This window comes from Pseudomonas sp. R1-15, from assembly GCF_051132085.1.
In the GTDB taxonomy this organism is placed as follows: domain Bacteria; phylum Pseudomonadota; class Gammaproteobacteria; order Pseudomonadales; family Pseudomonadaceae; genus Aquipseudomonas.
On sequence record NZ_CP071660.1, the window covers coordinates 3636163 to 3656028 of the forward strand.

The 19866-nt window shown below is 62.2% G+C and carries 19 protein-coding genes and 1 pseudogene; 9 read left to right on the plus strand and 11 right to left on the minus strand.

The features are described 5' to 3' along the window. Positions 1–103: 103 nt before the first annotated feature. Together J3P97_RS16400 and J3P97_RS16405 are read right to left on the minus strand one after the other, a co-directional pair. A complete protein-coding gene (locus J3P97_RS16400) occupies positions 104–1534 on the minus strand; it encodes an FAD/NAD(P)-binding protein (RefSeq protein WP_434672281.1) in 1431 nt (476 codons plus the stop codon). Between the two features lie 151 nt (positions 1535–1685). After that, the gene (locus J3P97_RS16405; RefSeq protein WP_434672282.1) at positions 1686–2249 is read right to left on the minus strand and encodes a helix-turn-helix domain-containing protein; all 564 of its coding nucleotides are present in this window, start codon (positions 2247–2249) and stop codon (positions 1686–1688) included. Between J3P97_RS16405 and J3P97_RS16410 the strand changes: the two are divergent. The 7 genes and pseudogenes from J3P97_RS16410 (at position 2244) to J3P97_RS16440 (ending at position 9548) form a co-directional block, all read left to right on the plus strand. Further along, positions 2244–3274 (plus strand): annotated as a pseudogene (locus tag J3P97_RS16410) (DMT family transporter). The gene J3P97_RS16405 and the pseudogene J3P97_RS16410 overlap by 6 nt on opposite strands. 213 nt (positions 3275–3487) lie before the next feature. After that, entirely contained in the window at positions 3488–6412 is a 2925-nt protein-coding gene (locus J3P97_RS16415) for a monovalent cation/H+ antiporter subunit A (RefSeq protein ID WP_434672283.1), read from the plus strand. After that, entirely contained in the window at positions 6412–6756 is a 345-nt protein-coding gene (locus tag J3P97_RS16420; RefSeq protein WP_003202835.1) for a Na+/H+ antiporter subunit C, read from the plus strand. The genes J3P97_RS16415 and J3P97_RS16420 overlap by 1 nt, the downstream gene beginning before the upstream one ends. Next, positions 6753–8438, plus strand: a complete 1686-nt coding sequence (locus J3P97_RS16425; protein WP_434672284.1) for a monovalent cation/H+ antiporter subunit D — start codon at positions 6753–6755, stop codon at positions 8436–8438. The genes J3P97_RS16420 and J3P97_RS16425 overlap by 4 nt, the downstream gene beginning before the upstream one ends. Next, positions 8435–8923 (plus strand): Na+/H+ antiporter subunit E, encoded by a 489-nt coding sequence (locus J3P97_RS16430; RefSeq protein ID WP_434601137.1) that lies wholly within the window; start codon positions 8435–8437, stop codon positions 8921–8923. The genes J3P97_RS16425 and J3P97_RS16430 overlap by 4 nt, the downstream gene beginning before the upstream one ends. Then, positions 8920–9198 (plus strand): K+/H+ antiporter subunit F, encoded by a 279-nt coding sequence (locus tag J3P97_RS16435; RefSeq protein ID WP_186615355.1) that lies wholly within the window; start codon positions 8920–8922, stop codon positions 9196–9198. Before J3P97_RS16430 ends, J3P97_RS16435 begins: the two co-directional genes overlap by 4 nt. Then, the gene (locus J3P97_RS16440; protein ID WP_434672285.1) at positions 9195–9548 is read left to right on the plus strand and encodes a Na+/H+ antiporter subunit G; all 354 of its coding nucleotides are present in this window, start codon (positions 9195–9197) and stop codon (positions 9546–9548) included. Before J3P97_RS16435 ends, J3P97_RS16440 begins: the two co-directional genes overlap by 4 nt. Before the next feature lie 163 nt (positions 9549–9711). On the opposite strand, the gene J3P97_RS16445 is transcribed toward J3P97_RS16440, so the two are convergent. From J3P97_RS16445 to J3P97_RS16455, 3 genes are all read right to left on the minus strand, one after another. Further along, entirely contained in the window at positions 9712–10149 is a 438-nt protein-coding gene (locus tag J3P97_RS16445) for a DUF3995 domain-containing protein (RefSeq protein WP_434672286.1), read from the minus strand. Between the two features lie 138 nt (positions 10150–10287). After that, entirely contained in the window at positions 10288–11304 is a 1017-nt protein-coding gene (locus tag J3P97_RS16450; protein WP_434672287.1) for an ABC transporter substrate-binding protein, read from the minus strand. Positions 11305–11492: 188 nt separating this feature from the next. Beyond that, the gene (locus J3P97_RS16455) at positions 11493–11942 is read right to left on the minus strand and encodes a hypothetical protein (protein ID WP_305500385.1); all 450 of its coding nucleotides are present in this window, start codon (positions 11940–11942) and stop codon (positions 11493–11495) included. Positions 11943–12720: 778 nt separating this feature from the next. Between J3P97_RS16455 and J3P97_RS16460 the strand changes: the two genes are divergently transcribed. Together J3P97_RS16460 and J3P97_RS16465 are read left to right on the plus strand one after the other, a co-directional pair. Further along, complete coding sequence (locus tag J3P97_RS16460; RefSeq protein ID WP_434573507.1) at positions 12721–12951, plus strand: hypothetical protein; 231 nt, start codon at positions 12721–12723, stop codon at positions 12949–12951. Positions 12952–13041: 90 nt separating this feature from the next. Then, a complete protein-coding gene (locus J3P97_RS16465; protein ID WP_434573505.1) occupies positions 13042–13278 on the plus strand; it encodes a DUF2789 family protein in 237 nt (78 codons plus the stop codon). Positions 13279–13424: 146 nt separating this feature from the next. On the opposite strand, the gene J3P97_RS16470 is transcribed toward J3P97_RS16465, so the two are convergent. From J3P97_RS16470 to J3P97_RS16495, 6 genes are all read right to left on the minus strand, one after another. Continuing rightward, positions 13425–15032 (minus strand): methyl-accepting chemotaxis protein, encoded by a 1608-nt coding sequence (locus tag J3P97_RS16470; RefSeq protein ID WP_434672288.1) that lies wholly within the window; start codon positions 15030–15032, stop codon positions 13425–13427. A 173-nt stretch (positions 15033–15205) separates the two neighbouring features. Then, on the minus strand, positions 15206–15610 hold the full coding sequence (locus tag J3P97_RS16475) for a TraR/DksA family transcriptional regulator (protein WP_434557518.1): 405 nt from the start codon (positions 15608–15610) through the stop codon (positions 15206–15208). A gap of 371 nt (positions 15611–15981) precedes the next feature. Beyond that, positions 15982–17004, minus strand: coding sequence for an ABC transporter permease (locus J3P97_RS16480; RefSeq protein WP_003180516.1), 1023 nt, complete (start codon positions 17002–17004; stop codon positions 15982–15984). A 35-nt stretch (positions 17005–17039) separates the two neighbouring features. Next, positions 17040–18593 carry a sugar ABC transporter ATP-binding protein gene (locus tag J3P97_RS16485; RefSeq protein ID WP_434630219.1) on the minus strand — a complete coding sequence of 518 codons (1554 nt, stop codon included), beginning with the start codon at positions 18591–18593 and terminating at the stop codon, positions 17040–17042. 73 nt (positions 18594–18666) lie between these two features. Continuing rightward, positions 18667–19590 carry a sugar ABC transporter substrate-binding protein gene (locus J3P97_RS16490; protein WP_434672289.1) on the minus strand — a complete coding sequence of 308 codons (924 nt, stop codon included), beginning with the start codon at positions 19588–19590 and terminating at the stop codon, positions 18667–18669. Between the two features lie 53 nt (positions 19591–19643). After that, positions 19644–19844, minus strand: coding sequence for a hypothetical protein (locus tag J3P97_RS16495; protein ID WP_434573496.1), 201 nt, complete (start codon positions 19842–19844; stop codon positions 19644–19646). Between the last annotated feature and the right edge of the window lie 22 nt (positions 19845–19866).

Consider the following 19866-nt stretch of genomic DNA (forward strand, 5'->3'; position numbering starts at 1 on the left):
AGCAACCCCAGAGAATTGGGAGGTAGTTGACCTGACACACCGAGGTGAATGGTTTTAGGGCTACTTCGTAGCCCAGCGGGAGCAAGCTCCCTCGCCACGGTGCTCAGTTTTGAGCTTTTAGTTCAACCAACCGCCCCGCCAGCGCCTTGGCCTGGCTCGCGACATCCGTCACGGCGGTGCTTTCCCACCACATCCCCCGCAATGGCGGGCCCATGGCGAACAGGCGCTCGGCGGGGTTGCCTTGGGCGTCCAACACCGCGCCATCTGCACGCGCGGCGATGCCCAGTGCCAAGGGACCGGGCTGGACCAGACCTCGGGCCAGCAACTGTTGCGGCAGGGCGAGCGCGACACGGCGCCAGTCATATTCGATGCCGCTGGAGTTGATCAATGCGGCGCCCTGCACCACTTCCAGTCCAGCCTCGCCCCGTCGGCGAATGTTGATTGCCACTGATCCTTCGCCAGCCGATACCAGCCCCTTGTACGACGCCGCCTGAATCCGCAACCGCCCTTCCCCATGCAGACGCGCCACCAGTTCCGCGCTCAACGGCGGCGAACGATGGTGGTGGCTTTCCCACCACGGCCGCACATGCCGGACGAACTGTCGACGTTGCACGTCGCTGGCCTGGTTCCACAAACGGCCGATGTGCGCGCGCACGGTATCCAGTGGCGCCTGCCAATCAATCCCCTGGGCTTGCGCCTGACGGCATTGCTCGCGCAGCGCCCGCATCAACTGGCGAGGCGAACGCAAGTTGTGATCTTCGGCGAGGAAATCCACCCAGGCCGGTGGCTGGCGACGCACGTGAGGCAACAGGCCATGGCGGGAAAACACTTCGATCGGCCCACGGTGCCCGGCCTGCTCCAAAGACACCACGGCATCGACCATGGTCAGGCCCGAGCCGATGACCAGCACTGTGGACTGCGGATCGAGCTGGCGCATCGCGGCCACATCCCAAGGATCGAGGGCTGCGGCGTTCAAGCCGCTGGATTCGGTCTGCGGGGTGCGCGCCGCCGGGAACATGCCGGTGGCCAGCACCGCAAAACGACCATGCAAGACCTGGCCGTCGCCCAGCGTCACCATCACGCCACCGTCGGCAAGCCGTAGGTCCGCGGCTTCCCCGCGCACATGCTCGGCGGTCGAACCGTGTTGTGCGCCCAACTCGCGCGCTTCGGCAAGGCGTTGCTGCGCGTAAAGGCCGAATATGCCGCGAGGCGGGAACAACTCACTAATGGGCACGTGTTGCTGATCCGACTCGGGCCAGCCGCCTGCCTCAATGAATGCGGTGAGCCATTGGGTCAAATCGTCGGCGTTGTCCGGATCGACACTCATGCGCGCCGCGTTGCCGTTCAAGGTGTGGCCCAGCTCCACCGCGCTGTAGGCCTCGCCCCGGCCCAACTCGCTGCGCGGCTCGACAATCAACACCTCGCGCCGGCCCGGCAGCCGCAGCAGCTGCGCCGCGAGCATGGCACCGCTCAGGCCACCGCCGATGATCAGCACATCGGCGGAACGGGAAATCGAGGTTGGCACGTCAGTCATCGAACGCTTCCGTCATGAAAACAGCGGTTATCGTTCGCGGCTCAAGGCCCTGACGGGGCGCCGAAGCAACGGAACGACGAGATGCTACCTTACTGCCATCGCCTGATGCTCCGGAAGCGTTCTTTGGTAGCACTCGCGATGCAACGGAAGTTCAGATCACCACATTGCGCACAAACCGCGCCGCCACCAAATCGTTGTTGCGATAGGCATGGGGCTGGTTGCTGGCAAACATGAAAAATTCACCGGCCTCGATTCGACGCTCCTCGCTGCCCAGCAGTAGCGTCAGGCAACCTTCGAATACATAAAGCTGCTCGCTCCAGCCGTCCGCGTCGGGCTCCGAGACATAATGCTCGCCGGGCTCCAGGCGCCATTCCCAAAGTTCCACTTCGCGATTGGCGGTGGCCTTGGCCAACAGTACAGCTTTGCTGCCTGGAATCACGCCGGCCCAGGCCAGCTCATTGATACGGCTCGGGTCGCGGGCATCGGGAGCCTGGATCAAATCGCTGAAAGCCACATCCAGCGCTTCGGCGACGCGGTCCAGGGTGGTCAGGCTGACATTTTTCTCACCGGCCTCGATGGCCACCAACATCCGCCGGCTGACCCCGGACAGCTCGGCCAGCGCCGTCTGGCTGAGCTGCGCCGCATGCCTCAGACGGCGGACGTTCTGGCTGACGTATTGCAGGACGGACGCCCGCTGGCCATTATCTTTGTGCACTATATTGCTCATCTGCCGGGGTTGCGCATTATACTGCCCAACTTATTCGTTCGGGCGCATTGTGCGTCCACCTACAAGTGGCGCGCAAGATCATGGCATTGGTGAACTCCCCGCAAGCTTCCTCCCGTTTCTCACGGTTCAGCAAGGCCGAATGCGTGCTGGTGCTGATCACCATGATCTGGGGCGGGACATTCCTGCTGGTCCAGCACGCGATGACCGTCAGCGGACCGATGTTTTTCGTCGGCCTGCGCTTTGCCGCTGCGGCGGCATTCGTTGCGCTGTTTTCCTGGCGGCACCTGCGCGACCTGACCTGGTTCGAACTCAAGGCCGGAGCCTTCATCGGTGTGGCGATCATGCTCGGCTATGGCCTGCAGACGGTCGGCCTGCAAACCATCCCCAGCAGCCAATCGGCCTTCATCACCGCCCTCTACGTACCCTTCGTGCCGTTGTTGCAATGGCTGGTGCTGGGCCGCCGGCCAGGGTTGATGCCGAGCATCGGGATCATGCTCGCGTTCACCGGGCTGATGCTGGTGTCCGGCCCGGCCGGCGCGTCACTGAATTTCAGTCCGGGGGAAATCGCCACCCTGATCAGCGCCATCGCGATCGCCGCCGAGATCATCCTGATCAGCGCCTATGCCGGCCAGGTCGATGTGCGCCGGGTGACCGTGGTGCAACTGGCAAGCACGGCGGTGCTGGCGTTCCTGATGGTGGTGCCGACCCAGGAAGCGATCCCGGATTTTTCCATGTTGCTGCTGGCCAGCGCCGTGGGCCTGGGCGCCGCCAGCGCGGCGATCCAGGTGGCAATGAACTGGGCACAGAAAAGCGTCTCGCCGACCCGCGCCACACTGATCTATGCCGGCGAGCCGGTGTGGGCCGGTATTGCCGGGCGCCTGGCCGGCGAGCGGTTGCCGGCGATTGCCCTGGTGGGCGCCGGGTTGATTGTGGCGGCGGTGATCGTCAGTGAGCTGAAGACTCGAAGCAAAGCCGTTGTCGAAGTGGACAAGGTGCTTGAGCGCGAGCAATAGGCATTCCTCACAACCGACTGATGCAGATCGAGCAAAATCCCGTGGCGAGGGAGCTTGCTCCCGCTGGGCTGCGCAGCAGCCCCAAAGATTCAGCTGAAACAACGCAAAACAGGATACTTGCACCTACCTTGTAGGATTCTGCGACACCCTGGCGGTTGGTGATCCGGAATACGCCACGTATGATCCCGGACAACCTTTGCCGAATAGAAGCCTATGTCACTGATAGTTCTATTGCTTTTGCCCTTTATCGGCAGCTGTGTCGCGGCGCTGTTACCGCATAACGCCCGTAACGCCGAATCGCTGCTGGCCGGCCTCGTAGCCCTGGCCGGCACTGTTCAGGTGGCCTTGTGGTACCCGCAGATCGCCGATGGCGGCGTAATCCGTGAACAATATGATTGGCTGCCGAGCCTGGGCCTGAATTTCGTGCTGCGCCTGGACGGTTTTGCCTGGCTGTTCTCGTTGCTGGTGCTGGGCATCGGCACGCTGGTGTCGTTGTATGCCCGCTATTACATGTCGCCGGACGATCCGGTGCCACGTTTCTTCGCGTTTTTCCTAGCGTTCATGGGCGCGATGCTCGGGCTGGTGATCTCCGGCAACCTGATCCAGATGGTGTTCTTCTGGGAACTGACCAGTCTGTTCTCGTTCTTGCTGATCGGCTATTGGCATCACCGCGCCGACGCCCGACGCGGCGCCTACATGGCGTTGATGGTGACCGGTGCCGGCGGGCTGTGCCTGTTGGCCGGGGTGATGCTGCTCGGCCATGTGGTGGGCAGCTATGACCTGGACAGGGTCCTGGCCGCCGGCAACCTGATTCGTGACCACGCCCTCTACCCGATCCTGCTGCCGCTGATCCTGATCGGCGCCTTGAGCAAAAGTGCTCAGTTCCCCTTCCACTTCTGGCTTCCCCACGCCATGGCCGCACCCACACCAGTGTCGGCGTACCTGCACTCGGCAACCATGGTCAAGGCCGGTGTCTTCCTGTTGGCACGGCTGTGGCCGTCATTGTCGGGCAGCGAGCAATGGTTCTATATCGTCGGCGGCGCGGGGGCCTGCACCCTGGTGCTGGGCGCCTACTGCGCGATGTTCCAGAACGACCTCAAGGGCCTGCTCGCCTACTCGACCATCAGCCACCTCGGGCTGATCACCCTGCTGCTGGGTCTCAACAGTCCGCTGGCGGCGGTGGCGGCGGTGTTTCATATTCTCAACCACGCCACGTTCAAGGCCTCGCTGTTCATGGCCGCCGGAATCATCGACCACGAAAGCGGCACCCGGGACATCCGCAGGCTCAGCGGCCTGGTGCGACTGATTCCGTTCACCGCCACCCTGGCGATGGTCGCCAGCGCGGCGATGGCCGGGGTGCCGTTGCTCAATGGTTTCCTGTCCAAGGAGATGTTCTTCGCCGAGACGGTGTTTATCTCGGCCACCGCCTGGGTCGAACTGGCGTTGCCGATCATCGCGACCATCGCCGGCACCTTCAGCGTCGCCTACTCCCTGCGCTTTACCGTGGACGTGTTCTTCGGCCCCACCGCCACCGACCTGCCTCACACGCCCCATGAACCGCCACGCTGGATGCGCGCGCCGGTCGAGCTGCTGGTATTCACCTGCCTGCTGGTGGGGATTTTCCCGGCCCAGGTGGTCGGCTCGTTGCTGGCCGCCGCCGCACTCCCCGTGGTGGGCGGCCCGCTGCCCGAATACAGCCTGGCAATCTGGCACGGGCTGAACGCGCCCATGCTCATGAGCCTGGTGGCGATGGCCGCGGGCATCGTCCTGTACTTGCTGCTGCGCAAGCGATTCAAGCAAGGCCAAATCAAGCATCCGCCGCTGATCGGCCGCCTCAGCGGCAAGCGCCTGTTCGAACGCTGCCTGGTGCTGATGATGCGCCACGGCCGCCGGCTGGAGCGCAAGATCAGCACTCGGCGCCTGCAGGCGCAACTGTTCCTGCTGGTACTGGCGGCGCTCCTGGCCGGGTTGATCCCGATGCTGCACAGCACGCTGGTCTGGGGCGACCGGCCGAAGATTCCCGGCTCCGTGGTGTTCGTCACCCTGTGGGTACTGGCAATCGCCTGCGCCCTGGGCGCGGCCTGGCAAGCCAAGTATCACCGTCTCGCGGCGCTGACGATGGTCAGCGTCTGTGGCCTGATGACCTGCGTGACCTTCGTCTGGTTCTCGGCACCGGACCTGGCCTTGACGCAACTGGTGGTGGAGGTGGTCACCACGGTGCTGATCCTGCTGGGGCTGCGCTGGTTGCCCCGACGGATCGAGGACGTATCGCCCCGGCCCGACAGCGAACGGCGCGCGCGCATCCGGCGCCTGCGGGACCTGCTGCTGTCCGGCGCGGTGGGTGGCGGCATGGCGCTGTTGTCCTATGCCATGCTGACGCGCCAGACCCCCAACGACATTTCCTCGTTCTACCTCAGCCGCGCGCTGCCTGAGGGCGGCGGCAGCAATGTGGTGAACGTCATGCTGGTGGACTTCCGCGGCTTCGACACCCTGGGGGAAATCACCGTGCTGGCGGCGGTGGCCCTGGCGGTGTTCGCCCTGCTGCGGCGCTTCCGTCCACCGAAGGAAAGCATGCAACTGCCGGCACAACAACGCCTGCTGGCGCCGGACGTGGTCACCGACCTGGTCAACCCGCGCCACGCCAGCGATACCGCGCTGGGCTTCATGATGGTGCCGTCGGTGCTCGTTCGCCTGTTGCTGCCGATTGCCCTGGTGGTGTCGTTCTATCTGTTCATGCGCGGCCACAATCAACCCGGCGGCGGCTTCGTGGCCGGGCTGGTGATGTCGGTGGCGTTCATCCTGCAATACATGGTCGCCGGCACCCAGTGGGTCGAAGCGCAGATGAGCCTGCGGCCGCTGCGCTGGATGGGCACTGGGCTGCTGTTCGCCAGCGCCACGGGGTTGGGCGCGCTGGCGGCGGGTTATCCGTTCCTGACCACGCACACCTGGCATTTCGAATTGCCGCTGCTGGGGAATATTCACCTGGCCAGCGCGCTGTTCTTCGACATCGGCGTCTATGCCGTGGTGGTCGGTTCGACCCTGCTGATTCTCACTGCCCTGGCCCACCAGTCAGTGCGCGCCCACAAGCCGGGCCTGCACGCCAAACCCGTCGCCCCTCTCAAAGGAGCCAACGCCTGATGGAAGAAGTCATCGCAATCGCAATCGGCGTACTGGCCGCCTCCGGTGTCTGGCTGGTGCTACGGCCGCGGACCTTTCAAGTGGTCATGGGCCTGTGCCTGCTGTCGTATGGCGTCAACTTGTTCATCTTCAGCATGGGCAGCCTGTTCATCGGCAAGGAGCCGATCATCAAGGACGGCGTTCCCCAAGACCTGCTGCACTACACCGATCCGTTGCCCCAGGCCCTGGTGCTGACCGCCATCGTGATCAGCTTCGCCATGACTGCCTTGTTCCTGGTAGTCCTGCTCGCGTCCCGGGGCCTGACCGGCACCGACCATGTGGACGGCCGGGAGCCGAAGGAATGACGTTGACGCCACACTTGATTGCCGCGCCCATCCTGCTTCCGTTGCTGACCGCCGCGGTGATGCTGATGCTCGGCGAGAAGCACCGCCCGCTCAAGGCGCGGATCAATCTGTTCTCCAGCCTGCTGGGCCTGGGCATCGCCGTGCTGTTGTTGCGCTGGACCCAGGAGCAGGCGCTGCCCGCGTCCATTGGCGTCTATCTGCCGGGTAATTGGCAGGCGCCGTTCGGCATCGTGCTGGTGGTCGATCGACTGTCAGCGCTGATGCTGGTGCTGACCGGGATCATCGGCGTCTGCGCTCTGCTGTTCGCCATGGCCCGTTGGGACCGGGCCGGGGCGAGTTTCCATGCGTTGTTCCAGATTCAGCTGATGGGGCTTTATGGGGCCTTCCTCACGGCGGACCTGTTCAATCTGTTCGTTTTTTTCGAGGTGCTGCTGGCGGCGTCCTACGGCCTGATGTTGCATGGATCGGGCCGAGCGCGGGTGTCGTCGGGGCTGCACTACGTTTCCATCAACCTGCTGGCCTCGTCGCTGTTCCTGATTGGCGCAGCCCTGATCTACGGCGTTACAGGGACCCTGAATATGGCCGACCTGGCCCTGAAGGTGCCCCTCGTGCCGGAAGCCGACCGCGGCCTGCTGCACGCCGGCGCGGCGATCCTGGCGGTGGCGTTCCTGGCCAAGGCCGGCATGTGGCCGCTGAATTTCTGGCTGGTGCCGGCCTACAGTGCAGCCAGTGCACCGGTGGCGGCACTGTTTGCGATCATGACCAAGGTCGGCGTCTACACCATCCTGCGGCTGTGGACCTTGCTGTTTTCCGGGCAGGCCGGCGCCTCGGCCTATTTTGGCGCTGACTGGCTGGTCTACGGCGGCCTGGCGACTATCGCCTGCGCGGCCATCGCCATCCTCGCCGCCCAACGCCTGGAGCGCATGGCCAGCCTGAGTATCCTGGTCTCGGCCGGCATCCTGTTGTCAGCCATCGGCTTTGCCCAGCCAAACCTGGTGGGGGCTGCGCTGTTTTACCTGGTGAGCTCGACCCTGGCGCTGTGCGCGCTGTTCTTGCTGGCCGAGTTGATCGAGCGTTCACGCTCGGCCAATGATCTGCCGCTGGAAGACGATCTCGACAGCCTGCCGCGCCCACTGGAATCGCTGCAACCGCCCAAAGGCATCAACCTCGACGACGAACAGAAAGCCGTAGTCGGCCAAGTGATCCCCTGGACCATGGCCTTCCTCGGCCTGAGCTTCATCGCCTGTGCGCTGCTGATTATCGGCATGCCACCGCTTTCGGGCTTCATCGCAAAACTCGGGCTGCTCAACGCGTTGCTCAACCCCCAAGGACTCGGAGCAAGTACCGACACGCCCGTCTCTGCCGCCGCCTGGGGCCTGTTGGCGCTGTTGATTCTGTCCGGGCTCGCCGCGCTGATCGCCTTCTCACGCCTGGGCATCCAGCGCTTCTGGACGCCACAGGAGCGGCCGTCGCCACTGTTGCGACCGTTCGAATGCGTGCCGATCATCGTGCTGCTCGGCCTCGGAATCGCCCTGACCTTCAAGGCCGAGCCGCTGCTGCGCTACACCCAGTCCGCCGCCGATGCGCTGAACACACCTGAACATTATGTGATGGCGGTGCTTGGCACCCGCGCCGTACCCAACCCGCAAGTCGACACCGCAGTGCAGGCGGTGCAGCCATGAAGCGGCTGTTTCCCGCACCCTGGTTGTCACTGGCGTTGTGGCTGCTCTGGCTGCTGTTGAACCTGTCCGTCAGCGCCGGCCACCTGCTGCTGGGCGCGGCGCTGGGCTTCCTGGCGCCACTGATGATGCGTCCACTGCGGCCGCGGCCCATTCGCATCCGCCGGCCCTGGGTCATGCTGCGGCTGTTCCTGCTGGTGGGGCGCGATGTGCTGGTATCCAACCTGGCCGTCGCCTGGGGCGTACTGAATGCCGGACGCCGCCCGCCTCGCTCGCGTTTCGTCAAGGTGCCGCTGGACCTGCACGACGCCAATGGCCTGGCGGTGCTTTCAATGATCACCACGGTGATTCCCGGGACGGTCTGGTCGGAGCTGGCGCTGGACCGCAGCATCCTGTTGATGCACGTGTTCGATCTGGAGGACGAAGGCGCATTCATAGCGCACTTCAAGGCCACCTACGAGCGCCCGTTGATGGAGATTTTCGAATGAGCCCGTTGCTGTCCAATGCCATCCTGCTGAGCCTGTTCCTGTTCTCCCTGACCATGGTCCTGACCCTGGTGCGCCTGTTCAAGGGCCCCTCGGCACAGGACCGGGTCCTGGCCCTCGACTACCTGTACATCGTCGCGATGCTGATGATGCTGGTGCTGGGCATCCGTTATGCCAGTGACACCTACTTCGAGGCCGCGCTGCTGATCGCCCTGTTCGGCTTTGTCGGCTCGTTTGCCCTGGCCAAGTTCCTCTTGCGTGGCGAGGTGATCGAATGAACGTCGAGCTGTCGATGTGGGTGGAAATTTCAGTGGCAATCCTGCTGGTGGCCAGCAGCCTGTTCGCCCTGCTCAGGGCAATCGGGCTGGTACGGTTGAAAGATTATTTCCAGCGCATGCACCCCCCTGCCCTGGCGTCGACGCTGGGCGCCTGGTGCGTTGCCTTTGCCTCGATCATCTACTTTTCCGCGATCAAGTCCGGGCCGGTGCTGCATGCGTGGTTGATACCGATCCTGCTGTCCATCACGATGCCGGTGACCACCCTGCTGCTGGCCCGGGCGGCATTGTTCCGCAAGCGTATGGCCGGCGATGACGTGCCGGCGGAGGTAAGTAGTCGCAAGAACGACTGACAAACCGGCTTTTTGTGGCGAGGGAGCTTGCTCCCGCTGGGGTGCGCAGCAGCCCCTGGATCTGTCACTTCGGTGAGTCAGGCTGATCGGTGTTCAGTCTTTTTTGGGGCTGCTGCGCAGCCCAGCGGGAGCAAGCTCCCTCGCCACGGGGTTGTGGTTGTATTCAAGCCCACGCCACCGTCAATAACCCCGCCCCCAGCACGACACACAACGGCGAATAGACCCAGGTGTCGAGCCGGGCAAACGTCGAGCCCTTGACCTCCTTGAAGAAGCCCACCAGGTTCGACTCGCCAATGGCCCGGGCGAATATCAGCAAAGCAATCGCACTGATCAGCCATTGCAAGGCGCGATGAGTGACGGGCGGCGAAATCAGCCCGACCCGCAGGCACACCAGCAGCGCAATCATCAACAGCGCCAGGGCCACCAGCAGCGTCAGCCATCCTGACGGGTTGAACGCCGGTCGCAGCGTGTCGCCCTGCTTCACCGGAACCTGTGGTACCACCGCCAGGGCTGCCCAGCGCCCACCCAGGGCCCAATACAAATGAAACAAGCTGATGGTCGCAAACACTGCGACCAGCGACCGAGCCAATAAAAGCGTCATTCGCCAGCCTCCTGAAAAAGGTTGAACAATCATCCTAGCTTGAATCTGACATTTCGCTGGACGGGCTCAGGTTGCCAGGTTCCAGCGGATGACGATTTGCCCGGGATCAGCTGTTCAACAGGCTGGCATCACCAAGTTTTACAGCCCCGCCGCGACTTTGTCGGCGACGTCCTTGGGCAACCAGGCCTGCCAGACCTGTGGGTGGGCCTTGAGGAACGCCTCGGCGGCTTCGCGGGGCGGCGTGCGTTTCTCGCTCATGTCGGCCAGGGCCTTGTTAAGCGGCTCGATGGGCAGGTCGACCTTGCCGAAGAACTCGGCGATGTCCGGATGCTGCTTCTGGAACGGCACGGACACACCGATCGACAGCTTCGAGGCCAGGGAGCGAGTCGGTTTCGGGTTCGGATTGTCGGCGTCGGTCAGGGTCTTCCAGGCCTCGGCATCGAATGCCGGTTCTTGCAGTTGCACCAGCTTGAAACGCCCCAGCAACGGCGTGGGCGACCAGTAGTAAAACAGGATCGGCTTGCCACGGCGGATCGAAGAAGTAATTTCCGCATCAAGCGCGGCCCCGGAACCGCTGCGGAAATTCACGTAGCTGTCGGAAAGACCATAAGCCTTGAGTTTCTGCTTGTTGACGACTTCGGACGTCCAGCCGATGGGGCTGTTGAGGAAGCGCCCCTTGTCGGGGCTTTCAGGATCCTTGAACACATGTTTGTAGCGCGCCAGGTCCTCGACGCTGCGCAGGTCCGGGGCCAGCGGCTTGATCCCCTTGGCCGGGTCGCCCTTGATGACGTATTCCGGCACCCACCAACCTTCGGTCGCGCCCTTGACCGTATCGCCCAGGGCAACCACCTTGCCCTCGGCCTCGGCCTTGACCCACACCGGGCTGCGCCCCGCCCACTCTTCACCGATCACCTGGATATCGTTGTTGGCCAGGGCGGTTTCCAGGGTAATGGTGGTGCCCGGTAACGTGTCGGTCGATAACCCGTAGCCTTTTTCGACGATGATCCGCAGGATGTCGGTGATCAGGCTGCCACTTTCCCAGTTCAGGTCGGCAAAGTGGATCGGCGCCGAAGCAGCAGCGGATGCCGGAAGTGGCGAAACCAACACAGCGAGGGTAGTGGCGCAGCCAGCCAGCCACTGTCGAACTCGTTTCATGCTTGATACCTCATGCCGGACACAGCAATAACCGAACGGCGTTGCGAAGCGAACGCAAGCCTGTGAATAGTTCAGTCATTTGACTGTAGCCAAGGTTCCAGCAACAGCCTTTTAAAAACTATTAAAGGTATGAGGAAGGCAGAAAAAGATTCAGACCCATGCGCCATTTCCCAATGGGCGCGGACTGACTATTCGCTGGCCTTGAACGTCACGAGTTCGCCCTTGCGCCATTTGGCGGCCTTGGCGGTGACCGCTTTCAGCGTCTTGGTCAAACCTTCCTGCAACTGTTCGTGGGCCGCGAAGACGGTCAACACGCTGTGGCCTTCCTTGAACAGAATCGCATGGCCATCGGCAGTCGTGACGAAGGCATAGTCACCGAGGCCATAGACCGTCAACTTGATTTCACGAAAACGGATTTCAAACTTGCCACCCTCGCGACTTGGCAATACCGCCGCGCGAAAATGATCACCGACCTTGAGTTCAAGCCGAGGCTTGTCATCAACCACCAGCGCCGATTCCGTATCGAGCTCGGCAACATAGATGCCCTCGGCGGTTTGTTCGGTGATATAGACAAAACGTGACTGGAATTGCTTGACCAGCTTTGCCCGAAGGTCACCCAGTACAAATAACGCGTGCATGTCGAGATTACTTACTGCCAAGGAAACATCCCCATCTTTGAATGGCCCACCCTGAAAGACGGACCACGAGAACCCGCAAGGTCGCAATGACCTGAAGTTGAATTCGAATTGAACGACGCGCCCAGACCCAAGCGAGAGAAGACTAATGGATTGCCACTCTCGCTGCCTTTCCCCGTGATCGTCAGAGGCTGAAGGAAAACGCCACTCTGCGCATCGGAAAAGGTGGGACTACTAACTTTAGGGAAATTTCTCAGTTAAAAAAGCATTTTTCTGACATCGAGTGCAAAAAAAATTGCTTTAGATAGGCACAGCCGTCCACACGGCGCCGTCGATTCTAGAGCAGCCGATGGCGCGCAGACTACTCGAAACAACCGGCAATTCGTCGGTAAACCATGAAAAGGAATTCACATGGGTACTTCCCCAACGTTGCTCCGCCCCCTTGATTCGCGTACTGCCCAAGCATATGAGCGCTCTGGTGCCGAGAACCACCTCGCAACGGCCCTGATCCTGCCACGATACCGAGTCGTGCTGGCCGGGACGTGTTTTTTCCATATCGAAGAAACGGCGACTGGACGTGTAAGAGGTTTCCGCGCCGATCATAACGAAGCCTGCTACCTGGCCAGGCGCCTCGAACAGAGCGCTTGCGTTTTATCCGCACCCCGTCCATGACTTAACTCAGCCGCCGACCGGCAACTGCTGCCATACTGGCCGCCCAGCGCAGGCCGCCATCCATTGGCGGCCTGCGCACAATAAAATGACTTTGAAGGGAAGGCGCGACGTGACGGAATTGGATATCGGCGAATTTTTCATCCGGGGCGAAGCCAGAGAGGTCGAAGGCGAGTTCCAGGCCGTCATTGTGATGCGCGCCAAATCACCTTCCAACGCTGTCACTTACCACCAGGTGGAGAAGGATCGCTGGTTCAAGACTACGGAAATTGCTGCCGAAGCCGCCAGGGATGCGGCAAGGGCATTGAAGCTCGCCGTGGATGAAGGTGCGTTGAAAGCGTGAAATCGATCGAACTCCTGACGACTGCCTGGCCTCAGATAAGGGAAGCAACCGAGGCGCCATGACGGCGGCAGTCCAGAGGAGTCCTGCAACATGGAACAACCATCACACGAGCTCAAAACCCTGTTTGATCAATTGGGCCTGCCTTCGGAAGGCAGTGCCATCGACGACTTCATCATGGCACACCCGCTGGATCCGAACACCAAGTTGGTCGATGCGCCTTTCTGGTCGGACCAGCAAAGAGACCTGCTGCGTGAATGGCTACTCGCCGACGGTGAGGAAGCAGTGCTGGTGGATCAACTGAATGTGCGCTTGCACGACGGTAAATAACCCAAGAGCATCGCCAGACCGCTTTCGTGGCGAGGGAGCTTGCTCCCGCTGGCCTGCGCAGCAGGCCCATGATTTGCGACTGCTGCGCAGCCGAGCGGGAGCAAGCTCCCTCGCCACAAGAGCTCTTCGCACCGTTGCGTTGAGGCTCAGCGCGGCTTCTCGGGCTTGTAACCCAACCGCAATCCCCCCCAGTGACGCCCCTTGAGCATGATCGGCACCGACAGGTCATGCATCAGTTCCCCGGTGTCACGCGTATAGGTTTGCAGCAACACCGGCTGTTGGTGGCTGCCGCAGCGAATCCCGGTGCGATCGGAAAACTTGCGCTTGGTGCGGTTGCTCAGGGTGTCCACCTGGGGATCGCCGGTCAGTGGCTGGCAGAAGGCGTTGTTGTGGGTCGGCACGTAGCCTTGCTGGGTGCAGGCGATTGCAAACACCAGGCCTTCATGCCGGGCGAGTAGCGGTTCCTGGATGGCCGGCAGTACCTGATCGGTGTAGCGGTCAAAACGGGTCTGGAACTTGGCCGGGTGGGTATTGGGGATGGGCTGGTAGTTGCGGTCGAACAGGTCTTCGAGGCTGATACGGCCCTGATCGATATCCACTTCGAACTGCGCGGCAATCCGGCTCGCGCCTTCTCGGGCCAGGTCATAGACCCGCTGGTGGTAATCATCGAGGCCCACCTCGGCCAAACGCTCGCTGATGGTTTCGGCCTGGCCTTCCATCTGTACGGCAGCCTCGGCCAGGCGCTGGGTCTGTTGATCGCTGATCGCCAGATCGCTGCGCATCTGCTCGATGGCATGGAACAGACTGTCGAGCTGCTCGCGGTTGGTATCGGTGCCTTGGGCGATAGCGCTGACCTGGGTTTCGACACCCGCGGCGAGCCGGGCAATGTTCTCCAGGTGTTGGCCGGTGTGCTCGACTTGCTGCACGCCGCTGTCCAGGTCGCCAGCCAGTTGTCGGATCTGTTCAACCACCTGCGCAGTGCGCTGCTGGATATCCGCCACCATCACCCCGACCTCGCCGGTTGCCGCGGCAGTGCGCCCGGCCAGGCCGCGGACCTCGTCGGCCACTACCGCGAATCCGCGGCCATGCTCACCGGCCCGGGCCGCTTCGATGGCGGCATTGAGCGCCAACAGGTTGGTCTGGCTGGCGATCGATTGAATCACCAGGCTCACGCGCTGGATTTCGTCGCTGCGCACGCTCAGCGCTTCGATCAACTCACGGCTGTCATTGGCGCGCTGGCTGAGCTGATGCATGCGGCTGATGGATTCCACCAGTTCGCTGCGCCCGGCGACACTGCTGCGATGGGCCTCGCTGGCCGCGCCCAGCGCCTGCTGGCTGAGGTGCGAGGTGGCCTGCTCGGTCGCGATCATCGCCTCGGCATTGCTGACGATCTGCGCCGCGGCGCCCAGCTGCGACTGGACCTTGCCGGCCAATTGCTTGACCGAATAGGCCACCCCCGCCGCCGACAGAGCGTTATGGCTGGTGGTGTAGGAAAGATCGCGGGTCAGCTCGGCCAGGCTGTCGCTCGCCGCTGGCGCGGGAGCATTGGCCAGGCGTGAGCGCAGACGTGGCAACCAGACGATGAGCAGCGCCAGCGGCAGGCCCAGATACAACGACCAACCGCCCAATGTCATGCCGCAAAGCAGCAAAACCAGCGCGACGCTTTGCAAGGTCGGCGCAACCCAGCGCGCCGTGCCACCCGCCGCGGGCACCGAGGCCGACGCTGCCGCCGCCAGAGATCCGTCTGTCGCCATGTTTGTCACCCACATTTATCATTGTTATGCACGCATTAAACGCCACTACAAGGCCATTATCCATGGTCCATTAGTCGTGTTTTTTGCATCAGCTCAATGAGCATAGGCGAACAGGCGAAAGCAAAAAGATCGCAGCCTCCGAAAGAAGGCTGCGATCTTTTTCTGGAACGGAATCAGGCCTGACGCTGGTGCTTGTCGATCTGTTCGTGACGTTCCTGGGCTTCGATGCAGTACTTGGTGGTCGGGCTGATCAGCAGGCGCTTGAGGCCGATCGGCTCGCCGCTGTCGTCGCACCAGCCGAAGCTTTGGTCGTTGATGCGGTCCAGGGCCTGCTCCAGTTGCGGCAGCATGCGTTGGTCGCGATCGATGGCGTTGACCAGCCAGGTGCGCTCTTCTTCCACGGAAGCGGCGTCCGCCGGGTCGGCCGGGGTGTCCAGGCTCTCAATGGCGATTCGGTTCTGTTCGATGCGCTCGTGGGTTTCGACCTTCATGTTCTGCAACAGCTTGGTGAAGTAAGCCAGTTGCTCGGCATTCATGTAGTCATCCGCCGGCATGGCCAGCAACTTTTCCTTTGTCATTGATATCTCTATAAAAAAACGTGCATTAAGGCGAATTATGGAGCGTCCCGCACCGGACTTGGTACGAAAGGCGCCTGCGTGACTTCTCGTACCCGTCCTGAGCCGCCACGCTCATCGGGAAGGCGCCGTTTATTCCAAGCGCCACCCGGCACTCAATTTACGAGGGGCGGCAGTCTAAGGCCGAGTTGGGGTGTCAGCAACCGAAAACATGGGGAAAATGTCCGACAACCGCTTCAAATGCTGCCTCGACAGGCTTCTACCGGCCATCGGAGTGCGTTTATAACAAGAAATTCGCTTCAATGGCTGTATTAAGAAGACAAATGGCAACGCCACGCGGATCAGGCGTGGCGCTTTGTCGCATCGGCAGTGACCTAGCGCTTGAGTTTGCGCTTGTTGCGGTATTGGTCGATGACCACCGCGACCACGATGATCAGCCCCTTGATGATGTCCTGGATATAGGCGTCGACACCGACAAAGGTGAAGCCGCTGGCCATCACCCCGAGGATCAGCGCGCCGATCACCGTCCCGGTGATGCGCCCCACCCCACCAGCCAGGCTGGTGCCGCCGATCACCGCCGCGGCAATCGCGTCCAGCTCATAAGACATGCCCATGCCCGCCTGCCCGGTCGCCGCACGCGCCGAAGCCACCACGCCGGCGAGTCCCGCCAGCAGCCCGGCGATGCTGTAGACGATCACCAGATGACGCTTGACGTTGATGCCCGAGGTCCGCGCCGCCTGCATGTTGCCGCCGATGGCGTAGGTGTATTTGCCGTACTTGGTGTAGCGCAAGGCGATGTGAAAGATCACCGCCACCACCAGGAAGATGATCACCGGCATCGCGCCATGACCGATGGCCGTGTACGAATCAGACAGCATGCTCACCGGCTGGCCTTCGGTGTAGTAACGCGCCAGGCCACGGGCCGAGACCATCATGCCGAGGGTGGCGATGAACGGTGGGATACCGGTAAGGGCGATGATGCTGCCGTTGATTGCGCCGGCCAGCAAACCGACCCCCAGCCCCGCCACCACCGGGATCCACACCGGCAGGTCGGTCAGGGAAGGAAACACCGCCCGGGCGAAATCCGAAGTCTGGGCCAGGCTGGCGGCAATCATCGCCGACAGCGCCAGTACCGAGCCGGACGACAGGTCGATGCCGGTGGTGATGATCACCTGGGTCACGCCGATGGCCAGCAGGCCGATGATCGACACTTGCAGGATCATCAGTACCAGGCGTTGCGAATTCATCAGGAAACTCTGGTCGCGCATGATCCAGCCGAACATCTCGAACACCAGCCCGATGCCGATCAGCACCAGGAAAATGCTCAGTTCCGTCGGCAACCGTCGACGCGTCCTGGCCGGTGCGGCCGCGGGTTTGTTTTCCAGTATCGCGTTCATAGCCATTTACCTTCGTTATCTGGGCGGACGGGCAATCAGGACAGGCCCGACGCCAGTTGCATGACTCGTTCCTGGGTCGCTTCGCTACGGTCGAGGGTGCCCATCAGGTCACCTTCGTGCATCACCATGACCCGGTCGCTCATGCCGAGCACCTCGGGCAGTTCCGAGGAAATCATGATGACCGCCATGCCTTCGCTGGCGAGGTAGGAAATGAGTCGGTAGATTTCCGCCTTGGCGCCAACATCGATGCCGCGGGTCGGCTCGTCGAGGATCAGGATGCGCGGGTTGGTCATCAGCCAGCGGGCCAGCAACGCTTTCTGCTGGTTGCCGCCGGACAAGGTGTCGATGCACTGCTCCAGGGACGGCGTCTTGACCCGCAGTTTCTTGCACATTTCTTCGCACAGCGCGCGCAGGGCTTTTTGCTGGATGAAGCCGTTGCCGACGTAATGGGGCAACACCGCCATCTCCATGTTTTCCAGCACCGACAGGCAGGGAAACAGGCCGCTGAGCTTGCGGTCTTCGGTCAACAGGGCGAAGCCCTTCTCGATCGCCATGTGCGGATCGGTGATGCGCACCGGCTCGCCGTCCAGCAGGATCTCGCCGCCGGTGGCCGGGGTCACGCCAAAGATGGCCTCGGCGACATTGGTCCGGCCCGAGCCCATCAACCCGGCGATGCCGAGGATCTCGCCAGCATGCAGGTCGAACGACACGCCTTTGAAGATACCGTCCAGGCTCAGGTCGCGTACCGACAGCACCTGATCGCCGATGGGCTTGTCCCGCTCGGGAAACAACTGGCTCAACTCGCGCCCGACCATCATCGAAATCAGGCTGTCGCCGTCCATGCTGTCGGCCCGTTGCAGACCGATGTAGGCACCGTCACGGAACACCGCCACCTCATCGGCGATGGCGAACACTTCATTCATCTTGTGGGTGATATAGATGATGCCCTTACCCTGGGCCTTGAGGTCGGCGATGATCGAAAACAGATGCGCGACTTCCGTCTCGGTGATGGCCGAGGTCGGTTCGTCCATGATCAGGATGTCCGAGTCATACGAAACGGCCTTGGCGATCTCCACCATCTGCCGCTCGGCGATGCTCAGGTTGCCCACCTGCTCCTCGGGGTCGAGCTTGATTCGCAGGCGCTCCAGCAAGCGCGCGGTGCAGCGGTGCATCTCACCGTGGTCGATCATGTGCAGGCCGTTGAGCTGCTCACGGCCGATCCAGATGTTCTCGGCGATGCTCATGTGCGGCATCAGGTTCAGTTCCTGGTGGATCATCGCGATCCCGGCCTGCAAGGCCGCCAGCGGGGTGTCGAAAGTGATCGGCTTGCCGCGCAGGCGCAGCTCACCGGCATCCGGCTGGTAGATGCCGGCGATGATTTTCATCAGCGTGGATTTGCCTGCGCCGTTTTCGCCCATCAAGGCCAGCACCGAGCCGGGGCGCACCCGCAGTTGCACGTCGGACAGGGCCACCACGCCGGGAAAACCCTTGCTGACGTTGACGACTTCCAACAGGTACGGTTCGTCAGGTAATGCGCCCGGCTGGAAAGTCGCCGCCGGGGCGCTCGTAGCAGTCGCTGATGCGAACATGGTCAGGTACTCCCTCGGCAAGATCGGCGCGGCGACCTTGCCTGTTTATTGTTGTGATGGAACGGGTGGGACGTCACTTGAACTGATCGACGTTCTCCGGCGTGATCAGGCGATAGGGCACCACGACGGATTGCATCTTCTCGCCCTTGGCCATTTTCACCGCCGTGTCGATGGAGCCATCGGCCTGGCCCTTGGCGTCCTGGAACACCGAGACCGCCATCTCGCCTTTCTTGATGGCGTTCAAGCCATCCGGCGTACCATCGACCCCGGCAATCAGGACGCTGCCCTTCTCTTTGCCAGCGCCCTTGAGCGCCATGGCGGCGCCGATGGCCATCTCGTCGTTGTTGGACACCACGGCCTGGAAGTCGCGGCCCTGGGTCAGCCAATCGTTGACCAGGGTCATACCCTTGTCCCGCGACCAGGTGCCGGTCTGTTCCTGTTCGATCTTGATGCCGGGGTACTTGGCCAGCACTTCCTTGACGCCCTTGGTGCGGTTAGTGGTGGAATTGTTGGCCAGGTCGCCCAGCAAGATCACGATGTCGCCCTTGCCGCCCATCTTGTCGGCCAGGTATTGCATCTGCATGCGTCCGGCTTCCAGGTCATCGGAGGCCACGGTGACCACCCCTTCCGGTAATTTCAGATCGTCCGGGCGGCGGTTGACATACACCAGCGGGATGCCGGCGGCGACCGCGGCCTTGGTGATGCGCTGGGTCGCGGCGGTGTCAACGGGGTTGACAATGAGCGCATCGACCTTCTGGCTGATGAAGCTTTCCACCTGGCTGAGCTGCTTGACCACGTCACTGCGCGCGTCTTCGAATTGCAGGGTAACGCCGTCCGGCAGGGACTTGGCTTTCTTGTCCATGGATTCGCGCAGGTAGGTCAACCAGGTGTCATCGAACTGGGACATGCTGACGCCAATTTTCAGGTCCGCCAGGGCAAAGCCGCTGGCGAACATCAACGACAGGGCCAGCGAGGCAATACGGGTCTTGGTCTTCATGAACGGTCTTTCTCCACATTTTTGTTGGTCTTATGGATAAGGCGTGACGGACTTCAGGAACGCGGCAAACGAACGATCGGTGCGCCGGGCATGCAGCACACCACGGCACCCTTGCGCTGGATGCACAGGGATTCGAAAAAAGGAAGGATTGCGGACAGACGCAAGGGCAGTGGCAGGTGAAACGCAGAGCGGTTGAAGGTTTTCATCGACGGTACCTGGCTGTGTTTCTTGTTTTTGTTTAGTTCGTCGTTCATTCAAGCCGAGCCTGGATAAACG

Excerpts from the sequence above, each read along its gene's own strand:
- J3P97_RS16445 (WP_434672286.1), bottom strand. The coding sequence starts at position 10,149 with ATGACGCTTTTATTGGCTCGGTCGCTGGTCGCAGTGTTTGCGACCATC.
- J3P97_RS16480 (WP_003180516.1), bottom strand. The coding sequence starts at position 17,004 with ATGAACGCGATACTGGAAAACAAACCCGCGGCCGCACCGGCCAGGACG.
- J3P97_RS16400 (WP_434672281.1), bottom strand. The coding sequence starts at position 1,534 with ATGACTGACGTGCCAACCTCGATTTCCCGTTCCGCCGATGTGCTGATC.
- J3P97_RS16470 (WP_434672288.1), bottom strand. The coding sequence starts at position 15,032 with ATGGCGACAGACGGATCTCTGGCGGCGGCAGCGTCGGCCTCGGTGCCC.
- J3P97_RS16420 (WP_003202835.1), top strand. The coding sequence starts at position 6,412 with ATGGAAGAAGTCATCGCAATCGCAATCGGCGTACTGGCCGCCTCCGGT.
- J3P97_RS16490 (WP_434672289.1), bottom strand. The coding sequence starts at position 19,590 with ATGAAGACCAAGACCCGTATTGCCTCGCTGGCCCTGTCGTTGATGTTC.
- J3P97_RS16425 (WP_434672284.1), top strand. The coding sequence starts at position 6,753 with ATGACGTTGACGCCACACTTGATTGCCGCGCCCATCCTGCTTCCGTTG.
- J3P97_RS16495 (WP_434573496.1), bottom strand. The coding sequence starts at position 19,844 with ATGAACGACGAACTAAACAAAAACAAGAAACACAGCCAGGTACCGTCG.
- J3P97_RS16415 (WP_434672283.1), top strand. The coding sequence starts at position 3,488 with ATGTCACTGATAGTTCTATTGCTTTTGCCCTTTATCGGCAGCTGTGTC.
- J3P97_RS16465 (WP_434573505.1), top strand. The coding sequence starts at position 13,042 with ATGGAACAACCATCACACGAGCTCAAAACCCTGTTTGATCAATTGGGC.
- J3P97_RS16430 (WP_434601137.1), top strand. The coding sequence starts at position 8,435 with ATGAAGCGGCTGTTTCCCGCACCCTGGTTGTCACTGGCGTTGTGGCTG.
- J3P97_RS16485 (WP_434630219.1), bottom strand. The coding sequence starts at position 18,593 with ATGTTCGCATCAGCGACTGCTACGAGCGCCCCGGCGGCGACTTTCCAG.
- J3P97_RS16450 (WP_434672287.1), bottom strand. The coding sequence starts at position 11,304 with ATGAAACGAGTTCGACAGTGGCTGGCTGGCTGCGCCACTACCCTCGCT.
- J3P97_RS16435 (WP_186615355.1), top strand. The coding sequence starts at position 8,920 with ATGAGCCCGTTGCTGTCCAATGCCATCCTGCTGAGCCTGTTCCTGTTC.
- J3P97_RS16455 (WP_305500385.1), bottom strand. The coding sequence starts at position 11,942 with ATGCACGCGTTATTTGTACTGGGTGACCTTCGGGCAAAGCTGGTCAAG.
- J3P97_RS16440 (WP_434672285.1), top strand. The coding sequence starts at position 9,195 with ATGAACGTCGAGCTGTCGATGTGGGTGGAAATTTCAGTGGCAATCCTG.
- J3P97_RS16475 (WP_434557518.1), bottom strand. The coding sequence starts at position 15,610 with ATGACAAAGGAAAAGTTGCTGGCCATGCCGGCGGATGACTACATGAAT.